The 18014-nt window shown below is 48.2% G+C and carries 17 protein-coding genes and 1 pseudogene; 14 read left to right on the plus strand and 4 right to left on the minus strand.

Annotated features, from left to right (window positions below; translation table 11 throughout):
- Positions 1-41: 41 nt before the first annotated feature.
- Both AC6BYQ_RS15560 and AC6BYQ_RS15565 read right to left on the minus strand, forming a co-directional pair.
- Positions 42-200: a BRO-N domain-containing protein gene (locus tag AC6BYQ_RS15560; protein WP_498057166.1), complete on the minus strand. Its 159-nt coding sequence runs from the start codon at positions 198-200 to the stop codon at positions 42-44.
- A gap of 365 nt (positions 201-565) precedes the next feature.
- Positions 566-814, minus strand: coding sequence for a hypothetical protein (locus AC6BYQ_RS15565; RefSeq protein ID WP_033632346.1), 249 nt, complete (start codon positions 812-814; stop codon positions 566-568).
- Between the two features lie 188 nt (positions 815-1002).
- Here AC6BYQ_RS15565 and AC6BYQ_RS15570 point away from each other — a divergent pair, with 188 nt between their 5' ends.
- The 13 genes and pseudogenes from AC6BYQ_RS15570 to AC6BYQ_RS15630 all read left to right on the plus strand — a co-directional run bounded on the left by AC6BYQ_RS15570 (position 1003) and on the right by AC6BYQ_RS15630 (position 14780).
- Positions 1003-3540 (plus strand): putative phage tail protein, encoded by a 2538-nt coding sequence (locus tag AC6BYQ_RS15570; protein WP_498057167.1) that lies wholly within the window; start codon positions 1003-1005, stop codon positions 3538-3540.
- Positions 3541-3548: 8 nt separating this feature from the next.
- A complete protein-coding gene (locus tag AC6BYQ_RS15575) occupies positions 3549-3716 on the plus strand; it encodes a hypothetical protein (protein WP_498057168.1) in 168 nt (55 codons plus the stop codon).
- Positions 3717-3741: 25 nt separating this feature from the next.
- A complete protein-coding gene (locus tag AC6BYQ_RS15580; protein ID WP_380830423.1) occupies positions 3742-3975 on the plus strand; it encodes a class II holin family protein in 234 nt (77 codons plus the stop codon).
- The gene (locus tag AC6BYQ_RS15585) at positions 3959-4474 is read left to right on the plus strand and encodes a lysozyme (RefSeq protein ID WP_498057169.1); all 516 of its coding nucleotides are present in this window, start codon (positions 3959-3961) and stop codon (positions 4472-4474) included. Before AC6BYQ_RS15580 ends, AC6BYQ_RS15585 begins: the two co-directional genes overlap by 17 nt.
- On the plus strand, positions 4459-4833 hold the full coding sequence (locus AC6BYQ_RS15590) for a hypothetical protein (RefSeq protein ID WP_498057170.1): 375 nt from the start codon (positions 4459-4461) through the stop codon (positions 4831-4833). Before AC6BYQ_RS15585 ends, AC6BYQ_RS15590 begins: the two co-directional genes overlap by 16 nt.
- On the plus strand, positions 4830-5138 hold the full coding sequence (locus tag AC6BYQ_RS15595) for a hypothetical protein (protein WP_498057171.1): 309 nt from the start codon (positions 4830-4832) through the stop codon (positions 5136-5138). Before AC6BYQ_RS15590 ends, AC6BYQ_RS15595 begins: the two co-directional genes overlap by 4 nt.
- A 416-nt stretch (positions 5139-5554) precedes the next feature.
- Positions 5555-6745: pseudogene (locus AC6BYQ_RS15600) on the plus strand (tyrosine-type recombinase/integrase).
- A gap of 154 nt (positions 6746-6899) precedes the next feature.
- Positions 6900-8282, plus strand: a complete 1383-nt coding sequence (locus AC6BYQ_RS15605; RefSeq protein ID WP_498057172.1) for a Shedu immune nuclease family protein — start codon at positions 6900-6902, stop codon at positions 8280-8282.
- Positions 8283-9437: 1155 nt separating this feature from the next.
- On the plus strand, positions 9438-10091 hold the full coding sequence (locus tag AC6BYQ_RS15610; RefSeq protein ID WP_498057173.1) for a hypothetical protein: 654 nt from the start codon (positions 9438-9440) through the stop codon (positions 10089-10091).
- Positions 10091-11197 (plus strand): ATP-binding protein, encoded by a 1107-nt coding sequence (locus AC6BYQ_RS15615; RefSeq protein ID WP_498057174.1) that lies wholly within the window; start codon positions 10091-10093, stop codon positions 11195-11197. Before AC6BYQ_RS15610 ends, AC6BYQ_RS15615 begins: the two co-directional genes overlap by 1 nt.
- Before the next feature lie 125 nt (positions 11198-11322).
- Positions 11323-12885, plus strand: coding sequence for an ATP-dependent nuclease (locus tag AC6BYQ_RS15620; RefSeq protein WP_498057175.1), 1563 nt, complete (start codon positions 11323-11325; stop codon positions 12883-12885).
- Positions 12870-13901, plus strand: coding sequence for a DNA helicase UvrD (locus tag AC6BYQ_RS15625; RefSeq protein WP_498057176.1), 1032 nt, complete (start codon positions 12870-12872; stop codon positions 13899-13901). Before AC6BYQ_RS15620 ends, AC6BYQ_RS15625 begins: the two co-directional genes overlap by 16 nt.
- 651 nt (positions 13902-14552) lie before the next feature.
- On the plus strand, positions 14553-14780 hold the full coding sequence (locus AC6BYQ_RS15630) for a type II toxin-antitoxin system Phd/YefM family antitoxin (RefSeq protein ID WP_038872484.1): 228 nt from the start codon (positions 14553-14555) through the stop codon (positions 14778-14780).
- 162 nt (positions 14781-14942) lie between these two features.
- Here AC6BYQ_RS15630 and AC6BYQ_RS15635 read toward each other — a convergent pair whose 3' ends face one another.
- Positions 14943-16724, minus strand: coding sequence for a hybrid sensor histidine kinase/response regulator (locus AC6BYQ_RS15635; RefSeq protein WP_019452370.1), 1782 nt, complete (start codon positions 16722-16724; stop codon positions 14943-14945).
- Positions 16721-17353 carry a LuxR C-terminal-related transcriptional regulator gene (locus tag AC6BYQ_RS15640; protein ID WP_498057177.1) on the minus strand — a complete coding sequence of 211 codons (633 nt, stop codon included), beginning with the start codon at positions 17351-17353 and terminating at the stop codon, positions 16721-16723. The genes AC6BYQ_RS15635 and AC6BYQ_RS15640 overlap by 4 nt, the downstream gene beginning before the upstream one ends.
- Positions 17354-17528: 175 nt before the next feature.
- Between AC6BYQ_RS15640 and AC6BYQ_RS15645 the strand changes: the two genes are divergently transcribed.
- Positions 17529-17843, plus strand: coding sequence for a lipoprotein (locus tag AC6BYQ_RS15645; RefSeq protein WP_004941478.1), 315 nt, complete (start codon positions 17529-17531; stop codon positions 17841-17843).
- Positions 17844-18014 lie beyond the last annotated feature (171 nt).

Here is an 18014-nt window from a genome sequence, read left to right on the forward strand (position 1 = left end):
CAATAGGTTTTATCATTTACTTAGCGATTGGTGTCGTACAGTTAGCAGCAGTGATGGCAGGCCTTCAGGGACATGGTGGGGTTTGACAGGCGAAGGGCATCGCATACATCGGTTGCGACAAACCACGGTGATCCGTTGATTTCTACTGCGCGGATGTTTGAGGATGATTCGAAGCTGAAGATGGTTGCTTGAGTTTTCATAGTGATTTCCTATTAGTTGGATAATCACCACCGCCGACGCCAATCAGCTGGTGGTGAGCTGGACAAGGTTGGCGTACCGGCCTAATAGGATACCGGCGCATCTTTCGATGCCCCTGCCCAGCCCACCATTGAGATGTAGCTGGACCGCACAAACAAAAAAACACGCAGTGCGCGTGTCATGTGCGCCTATTAGTCAGTTTCGGGACGCCAATCCCGGCATCAGATTTTGCTGATGCGCTATTACTGTGGCGCAGGTTTGCGAGAAAGTAAATGTACCAATTTGGTAACTATTTTGCGAGCGGGATTGAGAAAAGATTACCTGAGAAGCAGCCGGGCTAGGCCCGGCTAGGTGTTGACGATGGTAATTATTGTTCCAACTGGTGAGTAATAAATTGCGAATGTGTTTTGATTTGTTCCTTCATTTTTTCATTTTGTGTGACATAGTTCACTAAAGCATTCAGTTCCAGCATAGCACCGCCGATCTCCGAACCGTCATCATCGAGTTCCTTCAGCAGCGTTTCCAGTAGTGAAGCCTTAGCTAATCCCGCGATCCCTTCGCGCGTGTTAACGCTTTTCTCCAGCATCCTGCTGGCCGGGTAGCTGTACTTCTTCATTGCGTAATGCACCTCGCTCAGCTCGTAACTACTGTATAAATAACCATATATAAAAATGATTAGTTTAGCAATATGCGCAACACTAATTACCATTAAGGTAACAAAATTAAATATACCACATAATTAAATTCATGTATGGATTGACAGGCGCTAGAATGCTCTTTATGTGAGCAAATGGGATTAGAGAGATGACCGTATCAACAGAGGTAAGCCGAGAGGAATACACCGGCAACGGGGTGACGACAGATTTTGACTATCGCTTCCGTGTGTTTTCTGCGGATGAGCTTGTTGTTACTGTCGCCGACACAACAGAGAACATCCGCACGCTGGTGATGAACACCGACTATACGGTAACTGGCGCCGGCAGTCGCAATGGCGGGAAGGTTAAGCTTGTAAGTGCGCTGGCCAGCAACTGGCGGATCAGCATCGAGCGGGAGCTTCCTGTAACCCAGGAAACCGACATTCGTAACCAGGGCAACTTCTTTCCTGAAGTGCATGAAGATGCATGGGACAAGTTGACCATGCTGATCCAGCAGGCGATTAGCGGCTTGGGCCTTGCACTGCGTAAGCCTAACTGGCTGGCAAAATATTACGATGCTAAAGGCAATCGTATCGCTAATCTTGGCTCTCCAATTAATCCTCAGGATGCAACAACAAAAGGCTATGTTGACTCTGCCGTGGCAGGGTCAACATCGCATACCGATGATCTGTTCAAACGCACGCTGAGAGTTCCAGAGGCATCGGTTAGTGTGATGGCCTCAGTCGCCGGAAGGCGCAATAAGGTTTTGGCGTTCGATAACACAGGTAATCCAATAGCGGTATTGCCCGGGAGCGGAACCGCAACCGACGTGATGATCGAGCTGGCGCAGCCAGATGGTGCAAAATACATCGGGCGTTGCCATGATGTAGCCACGCTACGGACTATTGAGCCTTCAGTTGCCAATCAGCGGCTTGATCTCGTTCGCTATGGCGCGGGTTATGCCGGTGGCGGAAGTGACATTTATTACGATCCGAACGACACAAGCACCCCTGACGATGGGATTATGACGTTTGTCACCCCTGGCGGTGCGCGCTGGAAGAGGCCTAATACTGGAGAAATTCCGCTCGAGTGGGCCGGTTACAACCCATCAGCCAGTAACGCCGCTGCTGCCCTGCAGCGGATTATTAATCTGATAGTATCCATTGCAGTTAAAACAAGTAGCTTTGCAGACCTGCCAATGATTGTTGTGAAAAAGGGCAGGTACACAATGCTGGAAACAGTAAAACACGCGCCGTTCATCACGATTAAAAGCCGTGGCAACGTTACGTTTAGTTTTGCCGGTAGCGATATTATTGGTTTTTCAGTTACAAACGTATGGGACGGATTGAAAAACAATGATGTGTCGTTCAATGCATCATCTGGAGCTTATTTTCTTGATGGCAGTGGCGGGATGATCAGCATCATCGGCATTGGTTCCGCTAGCAGCAATCAAGCGGGAGTGCAGTTAGGTAATACAGTTACTGGATATCCTAATTTCCGAGAGGCCAAAATTAGAAATATTTTTGTTACTGGCTTTATCGCCGGCACGCGCTGGCGCTCCGTCGACACATATCTTTGTACTGTCTATGACAGCCGGTTTGAGCGCAACCGTCACGGCTTACTTGTGGATGATACAACCGCACGAAATAGCGGGGAGAAATCTGCATTTATACGATGCGTGTTTGGTGATAGCTCTAACAATGCGATAAATCACAACGCGAGTGGAATGTCGTTTGATTTTGTCAGCTGCAGCTTTGATTTTACGCCAGATCACATTCTGGCATTTAAACCGTCTGGCGCTTACTCAGACTTAACGTTTACAGGTGGACATATTGAAGCATTTGGCGGCGCACTGGTCAGGCAGGATGCTCAGATTGCAGGGGCTGGTCCTAATCGGGTTTTGTTCAATGGAACGACAATTTTGCCGCGCAAGAACGTACCCGGCTATAACGCATTACGCCAGCTATTTAGCGCTGACTCGCCAGTTTACGTGAACATGACAGATCATCATTTAATATTTGAAAAGACAAACAATGCATATTATGGCGCATTGGTGTCTAGTGGTGATGGCAACTCAACAAATAACGTTAGGTTAAAGATTCGCTCACATACTGATAAACCGGAATATCTGACAACCTATAGCGCCGCTATCAACAGTTGGATACTGCTAGGAACATCAGGAACTGATATTACCGCCACAGGTGATAGCAGCATTGGTCTGACGTTTATCATTCGAAACGGTACGGCGTCTGTGAAGTATATGGATGTCGATTCCAATGGAGAAATCTCGTTAGAAATATCCTGTGCGAATACTGCCACAGAGGTTGACATTAACTTCAACGGTCCGCAGTCGATCACGCGGCGAGATACATTTTATGCGATGTGCTCTGTAAGACCGGGTGGGATAACAGGTGCTTTAAACGTTTCCGGTATTTTACGAAACATGGCTCAACGCACTCTAAACGCATCAGGAACAGCATTGGTTGAGAACCTGATAAATATCAGTGCTGACACCAGTATTAACATGCTGCCGTATTTCAATGCTCCCGGTATGCCAAATCCTGGAACATATCAATTTATTGCTACGCCGCCGCTTTCATGTAAGTCGGATAGAAAGGCGGATTATTGCTACCCGGGCTTGCGAGTATCTGGGTTTGTTGGGGTTATACACGTAAAGCTACCAGCCTGGTGGCTTAAATCTGCATAGGAGTGAGCATGAAAACAACGGTGATGGTATACGGCGAGCAGGGGCAACAGCTCGCCGAGTATGGAATGGATGACGAGCGATTTGATGAAATGAACATTGCTCAGATCATTAACGAATCTCTAAAAAATGCTGCCATGCATGCGCAGGCCAGCGTTGATGATGGCGCAACCGGTTAATCAATCCGCGCCTGCGGGGTGGGACATGAGGATGGAAAAAATCACTACTGGTTTATCTTATGGCGCCTCTGGCGGTGGTGCTGCTTTCTGGTTTACTCAGCTACTTGATGGCTATTCACCAGAACAGTGGGCGGCCATAGGCGTTCTGGGGGGCTTGTTTTTCGCGTTCCTCACCTGGCTGATGAACCTTTATTTTAAGATTCGTGAGGATCGCCGCCGAGAACGCATGGGGAGGGTTGCCGATGAGCAAGCTGAATAAAACTGGCGCCGCTGGCGCCGTCTGTTCTGTGATGGTAATCATCGGCCTAGTGCTATCAAGTGGCGAGGTAAAAACTAGCCGCACCGGCTTGGAGCTTATCGGCAATGCCGAGGGATGCCGCCGCGATCCGTACAAATGCCCCGCTGATGTGTGGACGGATGGCGTTGGCAATACGCACGGTGTTAACCCAGGCGCGCATAAGACTGATCAGCAGATCGCCGCCGACTGGCAAAAGAACATCCTGGCCGCCGAGCGATGCGTTACCAACTATGCGGCCGGCGACAAATTGCCGCAGGGGGCATTCGACGCGGCGGTTAGCATCACGTTTAATGCCGGTTGCGCGACGATGCAGAAATCGACCATGTTCCGCCTGTTCCGCCAGGGTGAAACTGTGGCTGCCTGTGAGCAATTCCCGCGCTGGGTATATGCCGGCGGCGCAAAGCTCAACGGCCTGGTGATCCGCCGAGACAAGGAGCGCGCACTATGCCTGGCAAAATAACATCTGCGGTGGTGATCCTGATGGCTCTGGCTGCCATTGCCGGCGCCGGCGCTTGGCTGGCAGGGCGGCACTACCAGCCAACGATTGATCGCCTCAACGACGCGCTGACGCAATGCAGGGACAGTAACAGGCAACAGGCGGGTACTATAGCCAGCCAGAACGCTGGCATAACGGCGCTGCAGCGTGAACAAGCCGATAGAGAGGCCAAAGCCAAGGCTGAGCAGGACCAGGCGCGCAGACAGGCGCAGAGCGATTATGAAAAAGCCAACTCGGTGATGGCTGAGCGTACTACCGGCGAAGCCTGCGCCGCGGCGTCCGTGGCGTTTGACGACGAGTTGCGCCGGGAGCGTGCACAATGAAGCTGCAGGAGCATCGAAAAACTGCAGGTGCTGCAGGAGTGGCAAAAATCTGCAGGAGCACCATCATTGTATTGGCTCTGTCTGGTTGTGCCGGTTTACCGCCGGCGCCGTCATATATTGAAGTGAAAGTACCGATCGCTGTGCCGTGCAAAACGGCAGACGTTGCGCGCCCGGCGTTCGCAGTTGACCAGTTGCCTATCGGTGCTACTATCGACGTCCAGATGCGAGCACTGCGTGCTGAGCGTCACCAGAGGATCGGCTACGAAAGAGAGCTGATAGCTGCCAACGCAGCGTGCAAAAATTGAGCTGGTTTTTCTGGTGACGGTATTAAAGTCGGTATGAGTATTTCAAACCAATCATATCACCCAATAAAATCAACAGCTTAATATTGTTGTAAATAATTGAGTGGGAGTGATTTGGTGTCTGGCAATAGCCTGCACGTGTAAGCAGTAAAATATCTCTAAGCCCGCGTAACTGCGGGTTTTTTTGTTTTTGTGTCTGGCACTTGCTGGCAGCTGTTAGCAACGGGAAGCACGGTTTTTTCAATGGAATTTTTGATGGTACTCTCTGGTTTCGAATTCAGGTTTGAAAAAGTACCATGTGATAAATTTCGGTTGAGTTATGGTATTTTTTTTTATAACTAAATTAAAAACAGAGAGTTAAATGACTTTTCTGAATTTTTTACAACATGGTATTTTTTGATAAAGGAAAACAATAAACCATGTTGACTGACACCAGGCTGCGTCACCTTAAGCCGAAGGAGAAACTCTATAAAGTTAATGGCCGTGATGGTCTGTATGTTGCGGTCACTCCGGCTGGAACTATTTCATTTCGTTATAACTATTCAATAAACGGAAGACAGGAGACCGTTACTTTTGGCCGCTATGGTGTTGGAGGGATCGCGCTTGCAGAAGCGCGTGAACGGCTCAATGAAGCCAAAAAAATGGTTGCCAGTGGAAGATCGCCTGCTAGGGAAAAAGCCAGAGATAAAGCGCGTATCAAAGATGCGGAGACTTTTGGTGCGTGGGCTGAGAAATGGTTACGCGGTTATCAAATGGCTGAATCGACGCGTGATATGCGGCGTTCGGTATACCAAAGGGAGTTGAAGTCAAAATTTGCCCAGCAGAAACTTAGTGAGATTACACATGAAGACTTACGTGCATTAACCGATAACATTGTCGAGAGAGGGGCACCGGCGACAGCTGTGCACGCCAGAGAGATTGTATTGCAAGTCTATCGCTGGGCTATTGAGCGCGGACAGAAGGTTGATAATTCTGCTGATCTGGTACGTCCTGCAAGCATTGCAAAATTTGAACCTCGTGACAGAGCCATTGACGGCAGGTGAAATCGGGTTGATGTACCGTTATATGGAACGTGTAGACACGACGCTATCAATCAGAGCAGCGGTTAAACTATTACTGTTAACTATGGTACGTACAAGTGAGCTTACTAACGCGACCTGGGATGAGATCAATTTTAGTGAAGCTGTATGGACGATACTAAAGGAGAGGATGAAACGACGAAATCCACATTTGGTTTTTCTTCCCCGACAGGCAGTGGATATTTTGATTGCTCTCAAAACCTTTGCCGGTAGCTCTGATTTTATCCTTCCTTCGCGCTACGATTCCGATGCGCTAATGAGTAGCGCTACTTTAAACCGGGTTTTGACACTACGTATCGCATGGCACAGAAAGAAGGGCAGTCATTGCCCAAGTTTGGTCCTCATGATTTACGGCGTACAGCTAGCACCTTACTACACGAGGTCGGGTACAATACTGACTGGATTGAGAAGTGCCTTGTGCATGAACAGAAAGGGGTACGGGTTGTTTACAACAAGGCAGAGTACCGCGAGCAGAGATCAGAAATGCTGCAAAATTGGGTGAATATGATTGATGAGTGGATTGTTAAATGATTAATAATCAATTGGTTAAATTAAATCCATCCCTTTCTGGGTCATTAGAAGACAATTTTAGCCGCTAAAATTTGCGGTTAAAGCAGCAACAGTGTATCTATGGCTATTATAGACTGATAAGTCCGTAGCTTTTATCTAATTAAGGAGTTTACCTTTGGCCTCTCTGCGTCCTTCTGCTTATAATCAACGTGACCGTGAAGACGGTGGCCCTTTTCTAATTATTCAGTCGGCTGAACTGGAAGAGGGTGTTGATGTTTTTTTTACAGATGTTCCCCCTAATCAATTCTCTTCTGATTCTCCGGTTGCTCGTTTAATGAACATCTGTCCTGATAAGATTACTATTTGGCCGATTAATGTTCGCCGAGACACTGACGAGTATCTCTTTCCGAAATATGACGCGCTTGAACGTATTGTTATCACCCGGCCAGTTGTTGAACCTTATTCTTTACCCGAATCGGAAGATGACGTAGTCGGTCTCTTGGAAGAGCTACCTGATGGTTTTGCAAAAGATTATCGATTTGGCTTAGGCCTTCTCTGGGAATATCGGCACATTTGTGATGCTGTAACAAGCCGAGATGATGTAAGTGTTCTGATTATACAGGGGGGGGATAAGGCTATTATAGACCCACCATTTTTCTTGCTTGGCATTAAACGTTTTGATCGTCTTCGAAGGGAACTCAACTCCATTACTTCCCGATACCAGAGAGATGCGAGAAGTGAAAAAAAATTCCAAACTTATCAATCCATTTTACATGCGGCAGATCCAGATAAATATCCTGCATTAATAAAGAAGTTACGTTCAGGTACTATCGCTGAGAAAACAAATGGAGGACGTGATAATACGGTACTAGGGCCTCAAGATAGACGTGCTGTTGTTCAACTGGTGAAAGATAATGTTGAGGCCTTAGCTAAAACTGAATCTCGCTCTTTGCTAGCACTGAGAGGTGATATTGAGCTAGTCACTCTCGAACAGCTGATAGCTCGCTACCGTGAAATGCTTGGTTGTAAGCTTACTGAAAATAAATGGCAAAATTTTTTTATGGACAATCCATTTATTCTGAGCCTAGCCTTTGCTATTCCGGTTTTTTTGGTCCAAGGACAAGCATATGCCGGAGGGAAAAAGTTGAATGGGCGCGAGGGAAAATACACCGATTTTGTTTATGCGTCAGCTGCCTCGGGTAACCTAGCTCTGGTAGAAATTAAAAGACCTGAAACGGAGCTTTTGAGTAAGAAACCCTATCGAGGTGGCGATGTCTATGCTGCTTCCGGAGAGTTGAGTGGAGCGCTTACTCAATTACTCGATCAGCGATTTAAACTACAGATGACGCTTCCTGTCCTGAAAATGGATGCTAACCTGAATAATATCCATGGGTTTGCTATACGCTGTATAATTATAGCTGGCGCATCGCCCACTGAAAATGAACATAAGAAATCATTTGAATTGGTTCGGAACGCATTTTCTGAAGTCGTGGTTATTACTTTTGATGAGCTTCTTCAGCGCTTAATTGAAATAAGAAACGCGCTTTCTCCAAGTTAAAAAGCGCATCCCATTAGATGATGAATATTTATCGATTACGCATTGAGGGCTTCCGCAAGCAGAGGCTTCCCTGAGACTTGAAGGAATGGACCCTAGTGGTACGCCACTGTACGAGTCCGTTAAGGCTCGTATTATTTCAGGCGAGCTGACGTATGAGCAGGGGCGTTCTGAGATTTTTGCATACTGCACAAAATCAGATACCGCCGGGCCTGTGACCGTGGGAGAAATGCTGGCAGAAGAATTCTTAAAACCGCTGAACATGTCTCATGATTAACTGGCGGAAGCTATAGGTATCTGCGAGCAGTATATTGACGATATTATCTGCGGTTTACGTCGTCTTACGGATGATGAGGCTCGGGTTCTTGCTGCCGTATTTGGTACTGATGAGGATTTTTGGAGCAATCTGTAGAAGTTGCAAGATCAACAGAAGGAACGACGGAAGTAATCCATCGGTGGCTACGCCATATGTCATGAAACCTGTTGCCCCTCAAGTGTCATAAAAGCACTCGTGCCTGTTTGGGGGCGGTTCAGTGATAAATAACAAAGGTCATAGGCTTGTGGGATTACAAAATCTTCCAAATAAGCTATTATTTTTTAAAGGTATACAGGGCTTTTCACCTGTATGTCTGGACGTATCAATTCGTGTTAGTATATATGCGCTGGTTGGTCACATAGCTGCAGAGGCTGCACGGTTGGCTTGAGATAGAAGCACTTATGCTGGATCATAGCGGGAGTGTGGGCCAGAATAGGAGGGCTGCTTGGAATGAGTTTTGGCTATCGGTCAGAAGCAGCCTCTTGAATGTTTCTAAGAAACCGGTGGAAGGATCATAAGTAAAAGGTAAGGTGCGATTTCAGCGAGTTGCGCAGCGCTTTATCCGAACGCTTTTTTGCGTTTCACGCTCTGGCGAGCGTGTGAGAATTTTATGGGTCATAGGGCGAAGAAATTTACAGAGCCCTTTGCATCTTTTTTAGTAGAGGTGCTCGCGTACCTCCCGCAACGGATTAGCTCCATCGCGTAAGCAGCGAGGGCTTGGGACTGCTCCATCTGCTTTGCTAGCTGAGATTCTGGTGGGCAATCAGTTAGTTGTATGAATTATATAGATTTTTTGCTATATAATAGCGGCTGGTTTTTCTATATGAGCGAGGATAGATAAATTGATTCTTAGAAAAGAGTACGAACTTTCAGAGCTAAACGGCATTGAAGAAGTTGGGGGACGGGATCGTGGGAAAGTCCCGATACTTTGCATTGATGACGAAGGTCTTGAATACGAAGGAATAATTAGGCATCACGGTTTCAATATACGCGTTGTTCATGATGTCAACGATATTAAAGCAGTAAGTGAATACCCCATAGTCATATGTGATATTCAAGGAGTCGGAAAGGCTTTTAGGTCACAGTTCGAAGGAGCGCATATAATCGAAGAGATCAAGAAGCAGTATCCGAATAAGGTCGTCATTGCATATACCGGACAAAAACATGATGCCTTATATAATAAATACTTTTTTATGGCTGATGCTATGTACTCTAAGGACATTGACTCTGATCAATGGGTAGAGAATTTAGATCTGGCAATTAGAGATGTGATTGATCCTGTCGCGCAATGGAAGCGTATGCGTGAATATTTGTTTGGCAAGGATGTTTCAACACGAAATGTGTACTTGCTTGAACTAGATTATATTGAGTCAGTGCTAAAGAAAAACAAAAATATCCTCGCCAACTCCAAGATCTTGAAAAGTATAAACCCTGATGTACGCGGAGTTATGCAGGGATTTATAGCTAGCTTTCTATTTAGTATTGTGGCGGGCTGATGAAAAATAATCTTCCTTTTCCGTCTTGGTCTAAAGATGATTTGTCCGTTCTCGACGGTACTTTTTTTGATGCTCCTAAAATTTGTCATAAAGCCAAAATGCGACTGTGTAAAAAGCATTATGAGAGTATTGAGCTAGTACAGGGTTTTCATGAGTGCCCTATGGGTCTAAGTAGTTACAGTTCTGGTGAAAAAGGACAACCAATTGTCACCGCGGTGCGGATAGCTGAAACTTATGACGTAAAAAAATTGAAGCAAGTAGACGATTTTTTGCCAACCTTGCCTAAAAAGACTGTCTTAGATAGTTTCTTTAAAATTAGACGACTTATTTCTGAAGGACAGTTGGATAATCAAATAAAAAAGCCCTTAGAGCCAAATGGAGGCAATGACCTCGGAACCACAGAGAATAAGGCGCTTGTGGATTTTTCACTCCATGAGATTAGGAAATTTAATACTCAGATAAAAAGATATGCAGAAGAGCTTATGATCAGCTCTGCAAACCCTGATGATAAATTTGTAGCTTTCGTAGAATTAAAGTCTAAGAGCATATTTGCATCTAGCTCCATGTTATCGACCAGACTAAGTGTCTACGACTTCGAAGCTAACCCTCAAGTCATAACTTCAAGCTCTCAGCGCGCGAGTCTTTATAAGAAATTCGATAAAGCACGTCGAGTTTTGGAAGTATATGCAAAGGATCAGCGTGTACGGATTGATCAGTTTGATGGCACTTCATACTACGAAATGAACAGCTATCAAGTTCTTGACTTCCTCCCATTTGTGATACTTGAAAATGCTATTAAATATTCTCCAAAAGATCAAAGTATCTCTGTCAATTTTGATGATACCGCTACATCTCTGAAGGTAACCGTTTCTTCGTTGGGACCTAAAAATACTAAAGACGATCTTCGTGAGGTTTTTGTCAAACGTGGCCGCGGTAGGGTCGCTAGAAATCTTGACCCCAGTGGAGGAGGCTATGGGTTGTATTTTGCCAAGCTTATATGTGATCTTCATGAAATTGATATCTCTGTAAATTCAGAGGATACAATTCTAACCTTTAATGGTTTGGAATATTCAATATTTACTGTCGAATTAAGGCTGCAGAAGTAACGACATTTTACGGTTCGATCTCGGACTGATCTCGCTTGCTTTTGTTTTGAAGCAGGTTGAAAAGGACAGCCAATATCGGACAAAGTATTTGCTTTGGCCGACCCTGTGGAGGTTAAGGAGTGAACATGCCGGCAATAAAAAAAATCGTGATCAGGAATTTCAAAAGAATCGCCGACCTGACCCTTGAGTTTGACCCTGGCAAGAACATACTGATCGGCGACAACGAAACGGGTAAGAGCAGCGTGCTATTGGCATTAGATCTGGCACTAAGCGCAAGCCGAAGTCGAGTTGAAAACATAGGCTATGAAGCCCTGCTGAATCAGGGGGCGGTGCAGAATTTCTTGGCAGGGCCAGCAAGACTGGATTTGCTTCCAGAAGTCATCGTGGACGTTTTTCTGGAAGAGGGAGACGACCAAGGTTTTTACGGTACCCAAAACGTTCTTGGAATACAGACAGATGGTCTGCGCATGGCGATTGTCCCCTTGATCGAAGAGTTCGGCCAGACAATTGTCGATCTGCTCAAAGCAAACAAGGACAGCTTTCCTTTTGAGTATTACAGTGTCAAGTTCTCAACGTTCGCCGGGGCGCCTCACGTCAGCTACCGGCGTCCGGTCAAACACCTGATGATTGACAGTTCTCGTATCGACAGTGAATATGCCGCTCGTGAATACACCCGAGCGCTGTTCGGATTCCATATCAATGTGCCGGATCGCTACCGCCTCGAAAATCGCTATAGGCAAGGCAAAGAAGCTTTCAGTCGAGAGAGTCTGAAGGAATTGAACAATACGCTCGGTGATTATCAGTTTTCCTTGCGAACAAGTTCTCGCGCCAACCTTGAAACCGACTTGGTGATCACTAAAGACGGCATCCCTATTGAGAATCGTGGTAAAGGTGAACAGTGCTTTATCAAGACCAATTTCGCCCTGAAGAAATATGAGGAAAAAGGGAACTTGAACGCGCTCCTACTGGAGGAGCCCGAAAACCATCTAAGCCACACGAATATGAAACGCTTGGTTGAAAGACTGGCTGATACGACGGGCACTCAGTTGTTCATTACGACGCACAGTAGCCATATCTGTGCTCGACTCGATCTACGCCACGCGTTACTGCTTGGAGCAGGGTGTGCGGGACGCTTGAAAGACCTGTCGGAGCCCACCGCAAACTTCTTTATGAAAGCGCCCGATAACAATGTCCTTGAGCTCGCCCTTTCCAAGAGAGCCATATTGGTCGAGGGGGATGCAGAATTTATCCTCATGGAGCACTTCTACAAGCAGCTGGTAGGCCATCCTCCTCAGGCTGATAATGTGCACATCATCTCGATCGGTGGTACGAGCTTCAAACGCTACCTAGAGCTCGGAAAGCTCCTGAGTATTAGGATCGCCGCAATTCGGGATAACGACAGCGATTACCAACAGAACTGTGTAACGAACTACGAAGGTTACCTGTACGAGTCGGCCCAGATCTTTGCAGATACAAATCCCGACCGAAGTACCTTTGAAATAGGTCTTTACAGAGACAATCAGCATCCCTGCGACGACCTTTTTGCTGCAGGTCGAAAAAAACTAACAGTTCAAGAGTACATGTTGAAAAATAAAGCGGATGCCGCTTTCGAACTGCTAACTAAGAAGTCCGCTGAGCTGATTGCCCCGAAATATATACAGGATGCGATTGAGTGGATAAGAGCGTAATTTTTTCCGTCGCAGGATCTGGAAAAACCAGTCTGATCATCGAAGGGCTCAGCTTTGATCAGCGGGCATTGATCGTCACTTACACGGAGAATAATCACCGGCACCTGCGCAACAGGATCATTCAGAAGTTCGGAATGATCCCACCCAACATTACACTCACTACGTACTTCTCATTCCTGCATGGATTCTGTTATAGGCCTTTGATGCAATTGAGGCTAGGGACCAGAGGCATAAATTTCAGGCGTCCGCCAAATAGACAGTTCCGCTTGGACGATCTCAATCGGTATCGCGATGGTAGCGGGAGGCTCTATCACTGCCGCCTTGCCAAACTGCTACGGGTCGTAGAGGTTATGCCGGACGTGCGTGCTCGCTTGGAGCGCTTTTACGACCACCTCTACGTTGACGAGGTACAGGATTTTGCGGGCCACGACTTCAACCTGCTGCTGGAGATTTCACAAGCGAATATTGGTATAACATTCGTCGGTGACTTCCACCAACATACCTTTGATACCAGTAGAGACGGTGCGATAAACAACAACCTCCACGACGATGTTGTCCGTTACGAGAAACGCTTTCGTGATGTCGGCATTACGGTAGACAAGGAAACCCTGAGCTGTAGCTGGCGATGCACAAAAATGGTCTGCGACTTCATTAGTGCAAAGTTACAAATCCCGATGGGTGCTCATGAGGAAAGGGTCAGCCGGATCATTACGGTTGATGACCAAGAGCAAGCAAACTTGTTGCACGCTGATCCAACCATTGTGAAGCTGTTTTTGAGCGAACACTACAAGTACGGCTGCTACTCGGAGAACTGGGGAGCGAGCAAGGGCATGGATCACTTTAATGATGTTTGCGTTGTGATGGGACCGGGTATCTGGAAAGACTATTTGGCAGAAAGGCTACACCAAGCAAATCCGCAAACGCGCAACAAGCTGTACGTTGCCTGCACTAGGGCGCGGGGTGACCTGTATTTCATGCCCGAGAAGCTATTGAAAGCGTTTAAACAGAGGAAATAGCCGGTTGCATCGTTGAATCAGTTCAACATCAGTTGCTAAGTAATGAAGGCTTTTGGCCTATTTCTGTCAATCGTGACATGTGGTGGTGGGCAGAAACGGGCGGTCATGTAGTGGCCTGAGCAGGTTATTTTAGGCATGAGGGCATCTACGGGCTAGGGCGATTGATGAAGACTGTTATCACGATGAGGCAATGGTAAAGCTTTTCAAGGCCGATTTTCTTATGCTGTGGAGCTGCTGGCTGAGATTGCTCGTCAGCTTATGTGGGGGCGTTGATCATGTTGGAGAGGCAGCAATTGACAGCCTTTGCCACGATAGAGGTTAATCCGACATTCTTGAATGTTTTTACTATGCATGGCACTTTTCATGGTTTTTCGATTGTGGCGTATATTAAGTATCTGTTTCATAATAACTTAATAAGTTTGTTTATAATAGAGTGGGAATGATTTGACACTTTCCGCAGCCCGTTCGTAAGTGGGCCGAAGTGACTAAAACCCTCTGTTTTTTTGCAGAGGGTTCTTCTTTTTAAATGGCGGTGTCTTTTCTGCCTGCCTGCGGCCATGAGTTGAGTCATGGGTAAAGCAGATTATTGTTTGTGGTCGAAATATGGCCTATGTTCGGACCTTGGAATGATTGATAGCGCCTGGGGGCACGATGAAAGTAGAGACCATCAGCTATGTTAAAAAAAACGCGGCCACGCTCGATCTCTCTGAGCCTATCCTGGTCACGCAAAATGGGGTTCCCGCCTATGTGATAGAATCCTATGAGCAGCAGCAGGAGCGAGAGAACGCCATTGCTCTGTTGAAATTGCTGACGCTGTCAGAGAAAGATAAAGCGGAAGGGCGCGTGTTCTCAAAGGAGCAGCTGTTGGATGGGCTTTAAGCATTACAGTGCTCAACATTAAGGGATTGCAATGGAACAGCAGGTGACATTTGAGTACACGCTTACGGTAAAGTACGGCATTGACTCCATTGTCCCATCGGCAGGATATCCAGCAGCTGCTGTTTAAACGACTGATCATGGCCTGATAGCCCTCAATATGCGCTAGCCGGCCCCCCACTGCGTCAGCAGCGCATGCAGCCTGGCCGGCTCCAGCGGCTTACGCAGCACCAGATAGCCTTCCTGCTCGGCCTCTTGCAATATCTGCGAGTTGAACTCGCCGCTGACCATCGCACCGCTTACGTCCGGCAGGCGTTCGAACAGCGCCTGCAGGATGTCGAAGCCGCTCTCGCCGGAGCGCAGGCGCTGGTCGCACAGCACGGCGAACGGCGTGAAGCCGCCGTCGACGATGGCGAAGGCTTCCTCAGCGGAGGCCGCGCAGCGCACGGTGATGCCCCAGGTGCTCATCAGACTCTCCCAGGCGGAGGTCACCAAGGGATCGTCGTCCACCACCAGGCAGGCGCCTCGCAGCGGCGCATAGCGGGTAGGCGTGGCGGTGTTGTCGTAGGCGGCGGCGGTTTCCGGCGCTTTATCTTCGCCGCTGTATTGCGTGAAGCGCATCCAGAAGCGCGAGCCTTTGCCTTCGACGGAGTGCATGCCGTACTTCACCTTCATCAGCTTGGCGCAGCGCGCCACCACCGCCAGCCCCAGCCCGTGGCCGGCGCTGTCTATCTTCCACGCCAGCTCGGGGCGGTAGTAAGGGGAGAAGATTTTGCTTTTCTCTTCGTCGGCAATGCCCACGCCGGTGTCCCACACTTCCACCAGGCACTCGGCGCCGCGCGGGCGGATGGCGATCAGCACGCCGCCCCGTTGCGTGTAGCGCAGGGCGTTTTGGATCAGGTTGATCAGCGATTGCCGCACCAGCAGCGGGTCGCCCATCACGCTGATGCGCCGTTTGGGCCGCCAGGTGCGCAGCGCCAGGGTGCGGCTGTTGGCCTCTTCGCGGAACAGGGTGATCACCGAGTCGAGCAGGGCGCCGATATCCACATGGGTGGCGGCGGTGCGCACGTTGCCGGATTCGATCTTGCTGAGATCGAGCAGCGAATTGAACATCAAATGCACCGAACGCACGCTCTGCTGCAGATCCAGCAGCTGTGGCGTCAGGCTATCGTCGCGGTTTTTGTGGATGATGGCTTCGATCAGAAAACCCATGGCGTGCACCGGCTGGCGCAGGTCGTGGCTGGCGGTGGTCAGGAACTGGTTCTTATCCAGCAGCGCCTGTTCCGCCTCTTCTTTGGCCTGGCGGAACTGCTCCGCCAGGCGCGAGCTTTGTTCTTCGAGCAGCGCCTGCTGAATAAAGAACGCATGCGAGGTTAACGCGTGGCGGTAAATGGCGAAGCCGTACAGCAAGTTCAGCATCAGCACGATGAACATCACGTCTTCCAGCCGCCAGATGATGCCGATGTTCAGCAGCCCCCAGGAGGCGAAGAAAAAACGGGTAAAGGTGCTGATGACCGGCGTCAGATGCGTGGCGTTGGCGGCGACGATCGCGGCGATGCTGATATTGAGCAGCAGAAAAAAGTCAAAGTTATGGGTCTGCGGCGTAATTAAATAGAGTGAGGAGATCCCCAGCCCGTGAATAAAGGCCACCTTATTAATGCGCGGCAGCCAGCGGCGCAGCACGGTGTCTTCATCATTTTCTTTAGCCTCGCGCTGATAGCGGCGGTACCCTATTCGGATCGCCACGGCGCATAGCAGGTAAACGATGATCCAGGTAATGGTTGGGCCGAGCTCATCGCCCAGCAAATAAATCCAGATGGCGAAAGGGATGCCGACGAAAGGCACGGCGGTAAAGCTGAACACCAACCGCATGAAGGTATTGTCCAGCAGGCGGATCTGCGCGCGCGGCGAAATGCCATCATTTTGTAAATTCTGGAAAAACCTCATGACGACGGCTCCCGTTTGCCGTGCAACAGCGTGATGGCTTCCACCCGGCTGTTGACGCCGATCTTTTTCAATATATTACTGATATGCTCTTTGACGGTCGGCTCGGAAATAGACAGCTGCGCGGCGATCCTTTTATTTGGCAGGCCTCGCAGCATCATATTTAATACGTCAATTTGCCGTGGTGTTAAATTGAATTTATTTAAATGTTCGTGATTGTTTTTAGCGATGGTTTCATTCTCTTCGGGGAACCACTCCTGATTGTCATTTAGCGCAAAAACTGCCTTGGCGAATAATTCAGGTGGCTCGTTTTTTAATATGAATCCGTGCCCGCCGGCATTATGCACTTTCTGCCAGATATCGTTATTCTCGTCGCCGCTCACCACCAGTATTCGCACCTGGGGATAAAGCTGTTTGACTTCCTTGAGTAATTTCAACGCCGTAGCGGAAGAGAGCCAGAAATCGATCACCAGTAAACGCGGTGGGCCATTTTCCCTAATATGGCGGTAGCAATTTTCCTCATTGGTCACCACATGCGCCTGTTTGAATCGGCAATGCGTGCTGAGAAAATTAGCGATGCCGCTTGCTACCAATGGATGGTCATCAACGACCAACGCATAATCCTGCCCCAAAGGATTCTCCTTTCGCCTTCAAATATCAGATAGGTCTGATGAATTATTATCAACCCTCCCTACTTTAGGAGGGTTTTTTCGTTTAGGAAAGGGAAATATATTATTCGAGGATTTGGATAAGAGAAAACATAAAGCCAATCAATAAATTCAACTGATTGGTTATAAAGGATAATTTATGAAAAAACCACTTATCGCTTTAACCGTTACGATGATGCTAGCCGGTTGTTCCACCCTGAAAACCGATCAGGCCATTCCGCTGCTGCAGGCGGAAACCGCCAAAATGTTGGGCCTCGGCTCATCGGACGAAATTACCGTGACCAACGTCAATGGCGCGCAGCCGGATGCGCTGGGCGGGCAAAAACTTTCATATCGCGCCACCACGGAAAAGGGCCGAATTTTCGATTGCTCGTCGTTGATGATGCCGGGAATTTTAGGTTCCTCGCCATCGCTGAGCGCGCCGACCTGTACGCCGGTCGTCACGCATAAATAATTCGCTTTGGGGGCGGTATTACCGCTTCCTGGTTTTCCATCGTCGGAGCGCCAGCGCCGGGGGGCAATAAGCTTTTGCTTCGACGATCAATAAACCGGCGTGCGCGGAATAACGCCTCATACCTCCTCTAGCGCATTGAGTTTCTCGATAACAATAAATTCCGCGACATCA

The sequence above is a fragment of the Serratia sp. LTN-2 genome (genome assembly GCF_059740205.1).

Coding starts and splice junctions, on each gene's coding strand:
- AC6BYQ_RS15560 (WP_498057166.1), bottom strand. CDS start 200: ATGAAAACTCAAGCAACCATCTTCAGCTTCGAATCATCCTCAAACATC.
- AC6BYQ_RS15565 (WP_033632346.1), bottom strand. CDS start 814: ATGAAGAAGTACAGCTACCCGGCCAGCAGGATGCTGGAGAAAAGCGTT.
- AC6BYQ_RS15570 (WP_498057167.1), top strand. CDS start 1,003: ATGACCGTATCAACAGAGGTAAGCCGAGAGGAATACACCGGCAACGGG.
- AC6BYQ_RS15575 (WP_498057168.1), top strand. CDS start 3,549: ATGAAAACAACGGTGATGGTATACGGCGAGCAGGGGCAACAGCTCGCC.
- AC6BYQ_RS15580 (WP_380830423.1), top strand. CDS start 3,742: ATGAGGATGGAAAAAATCACTACTGGTTTATCTTATGGCGCCTCTGGC.
- AC6BYQ_RS15585 (WP_498057169.1), top strand. CDS start 3,959: ATGAGCAAGCTGAATAAAACTGGCGCCGCTGGCGCCGTCTGTTCTGTG.
- AC6BYQ_RS15590 (WP_498057170.1), top strand. CDS start 4,459: ATGCCTGGCAAAATAACATCTGCGGTGGTGATCCTGATGGCTCTGGCT.
- AC6BYQ_RS15595 (WP_498057171.1), top strand. CDS start 4,830: ATGAAGCTGCAGGAGCATCGAAAAACTGCAGGTGCTGCAGGAGTGGCA.
- AC6BYQ_RS15615 (WP_498057174.1), top strand. CDS start 10,091: ATGAAAAATAATCTTCCTTTTCCGTCTTGGTCTAAAGATGATTTGTCC.
- AC6BYQ_RS15620 (WP_498057175.1), top strand. CDS start 11,323: ATGCCGGCAATAAAAAAAATCGTGATCAGGAATTTCAAAAGAATCGCC.
- AC6BYQ_RS15630 (WP_038872484.1), top strand. CDS start 14,553: ATGAAAGTAGAGACCATCAGCTATGTTAAAAAAAACGCGGCCACGCTC.
- AC6BYQ_RS15635 (WP_019452370.1), bottom strand. CDS start 16,724: ATGAGGTTTTTCCAGAATTTACAAAATGATGGCATTTCGCCGCGCGCG.
- AC6BYQ_RS15645 (WP_004941478.1), top strand. CDS start 17,529: ATGAAAAAACCACTTATCGCTTTAACCGTTACGATGATGCTAGCCGGT.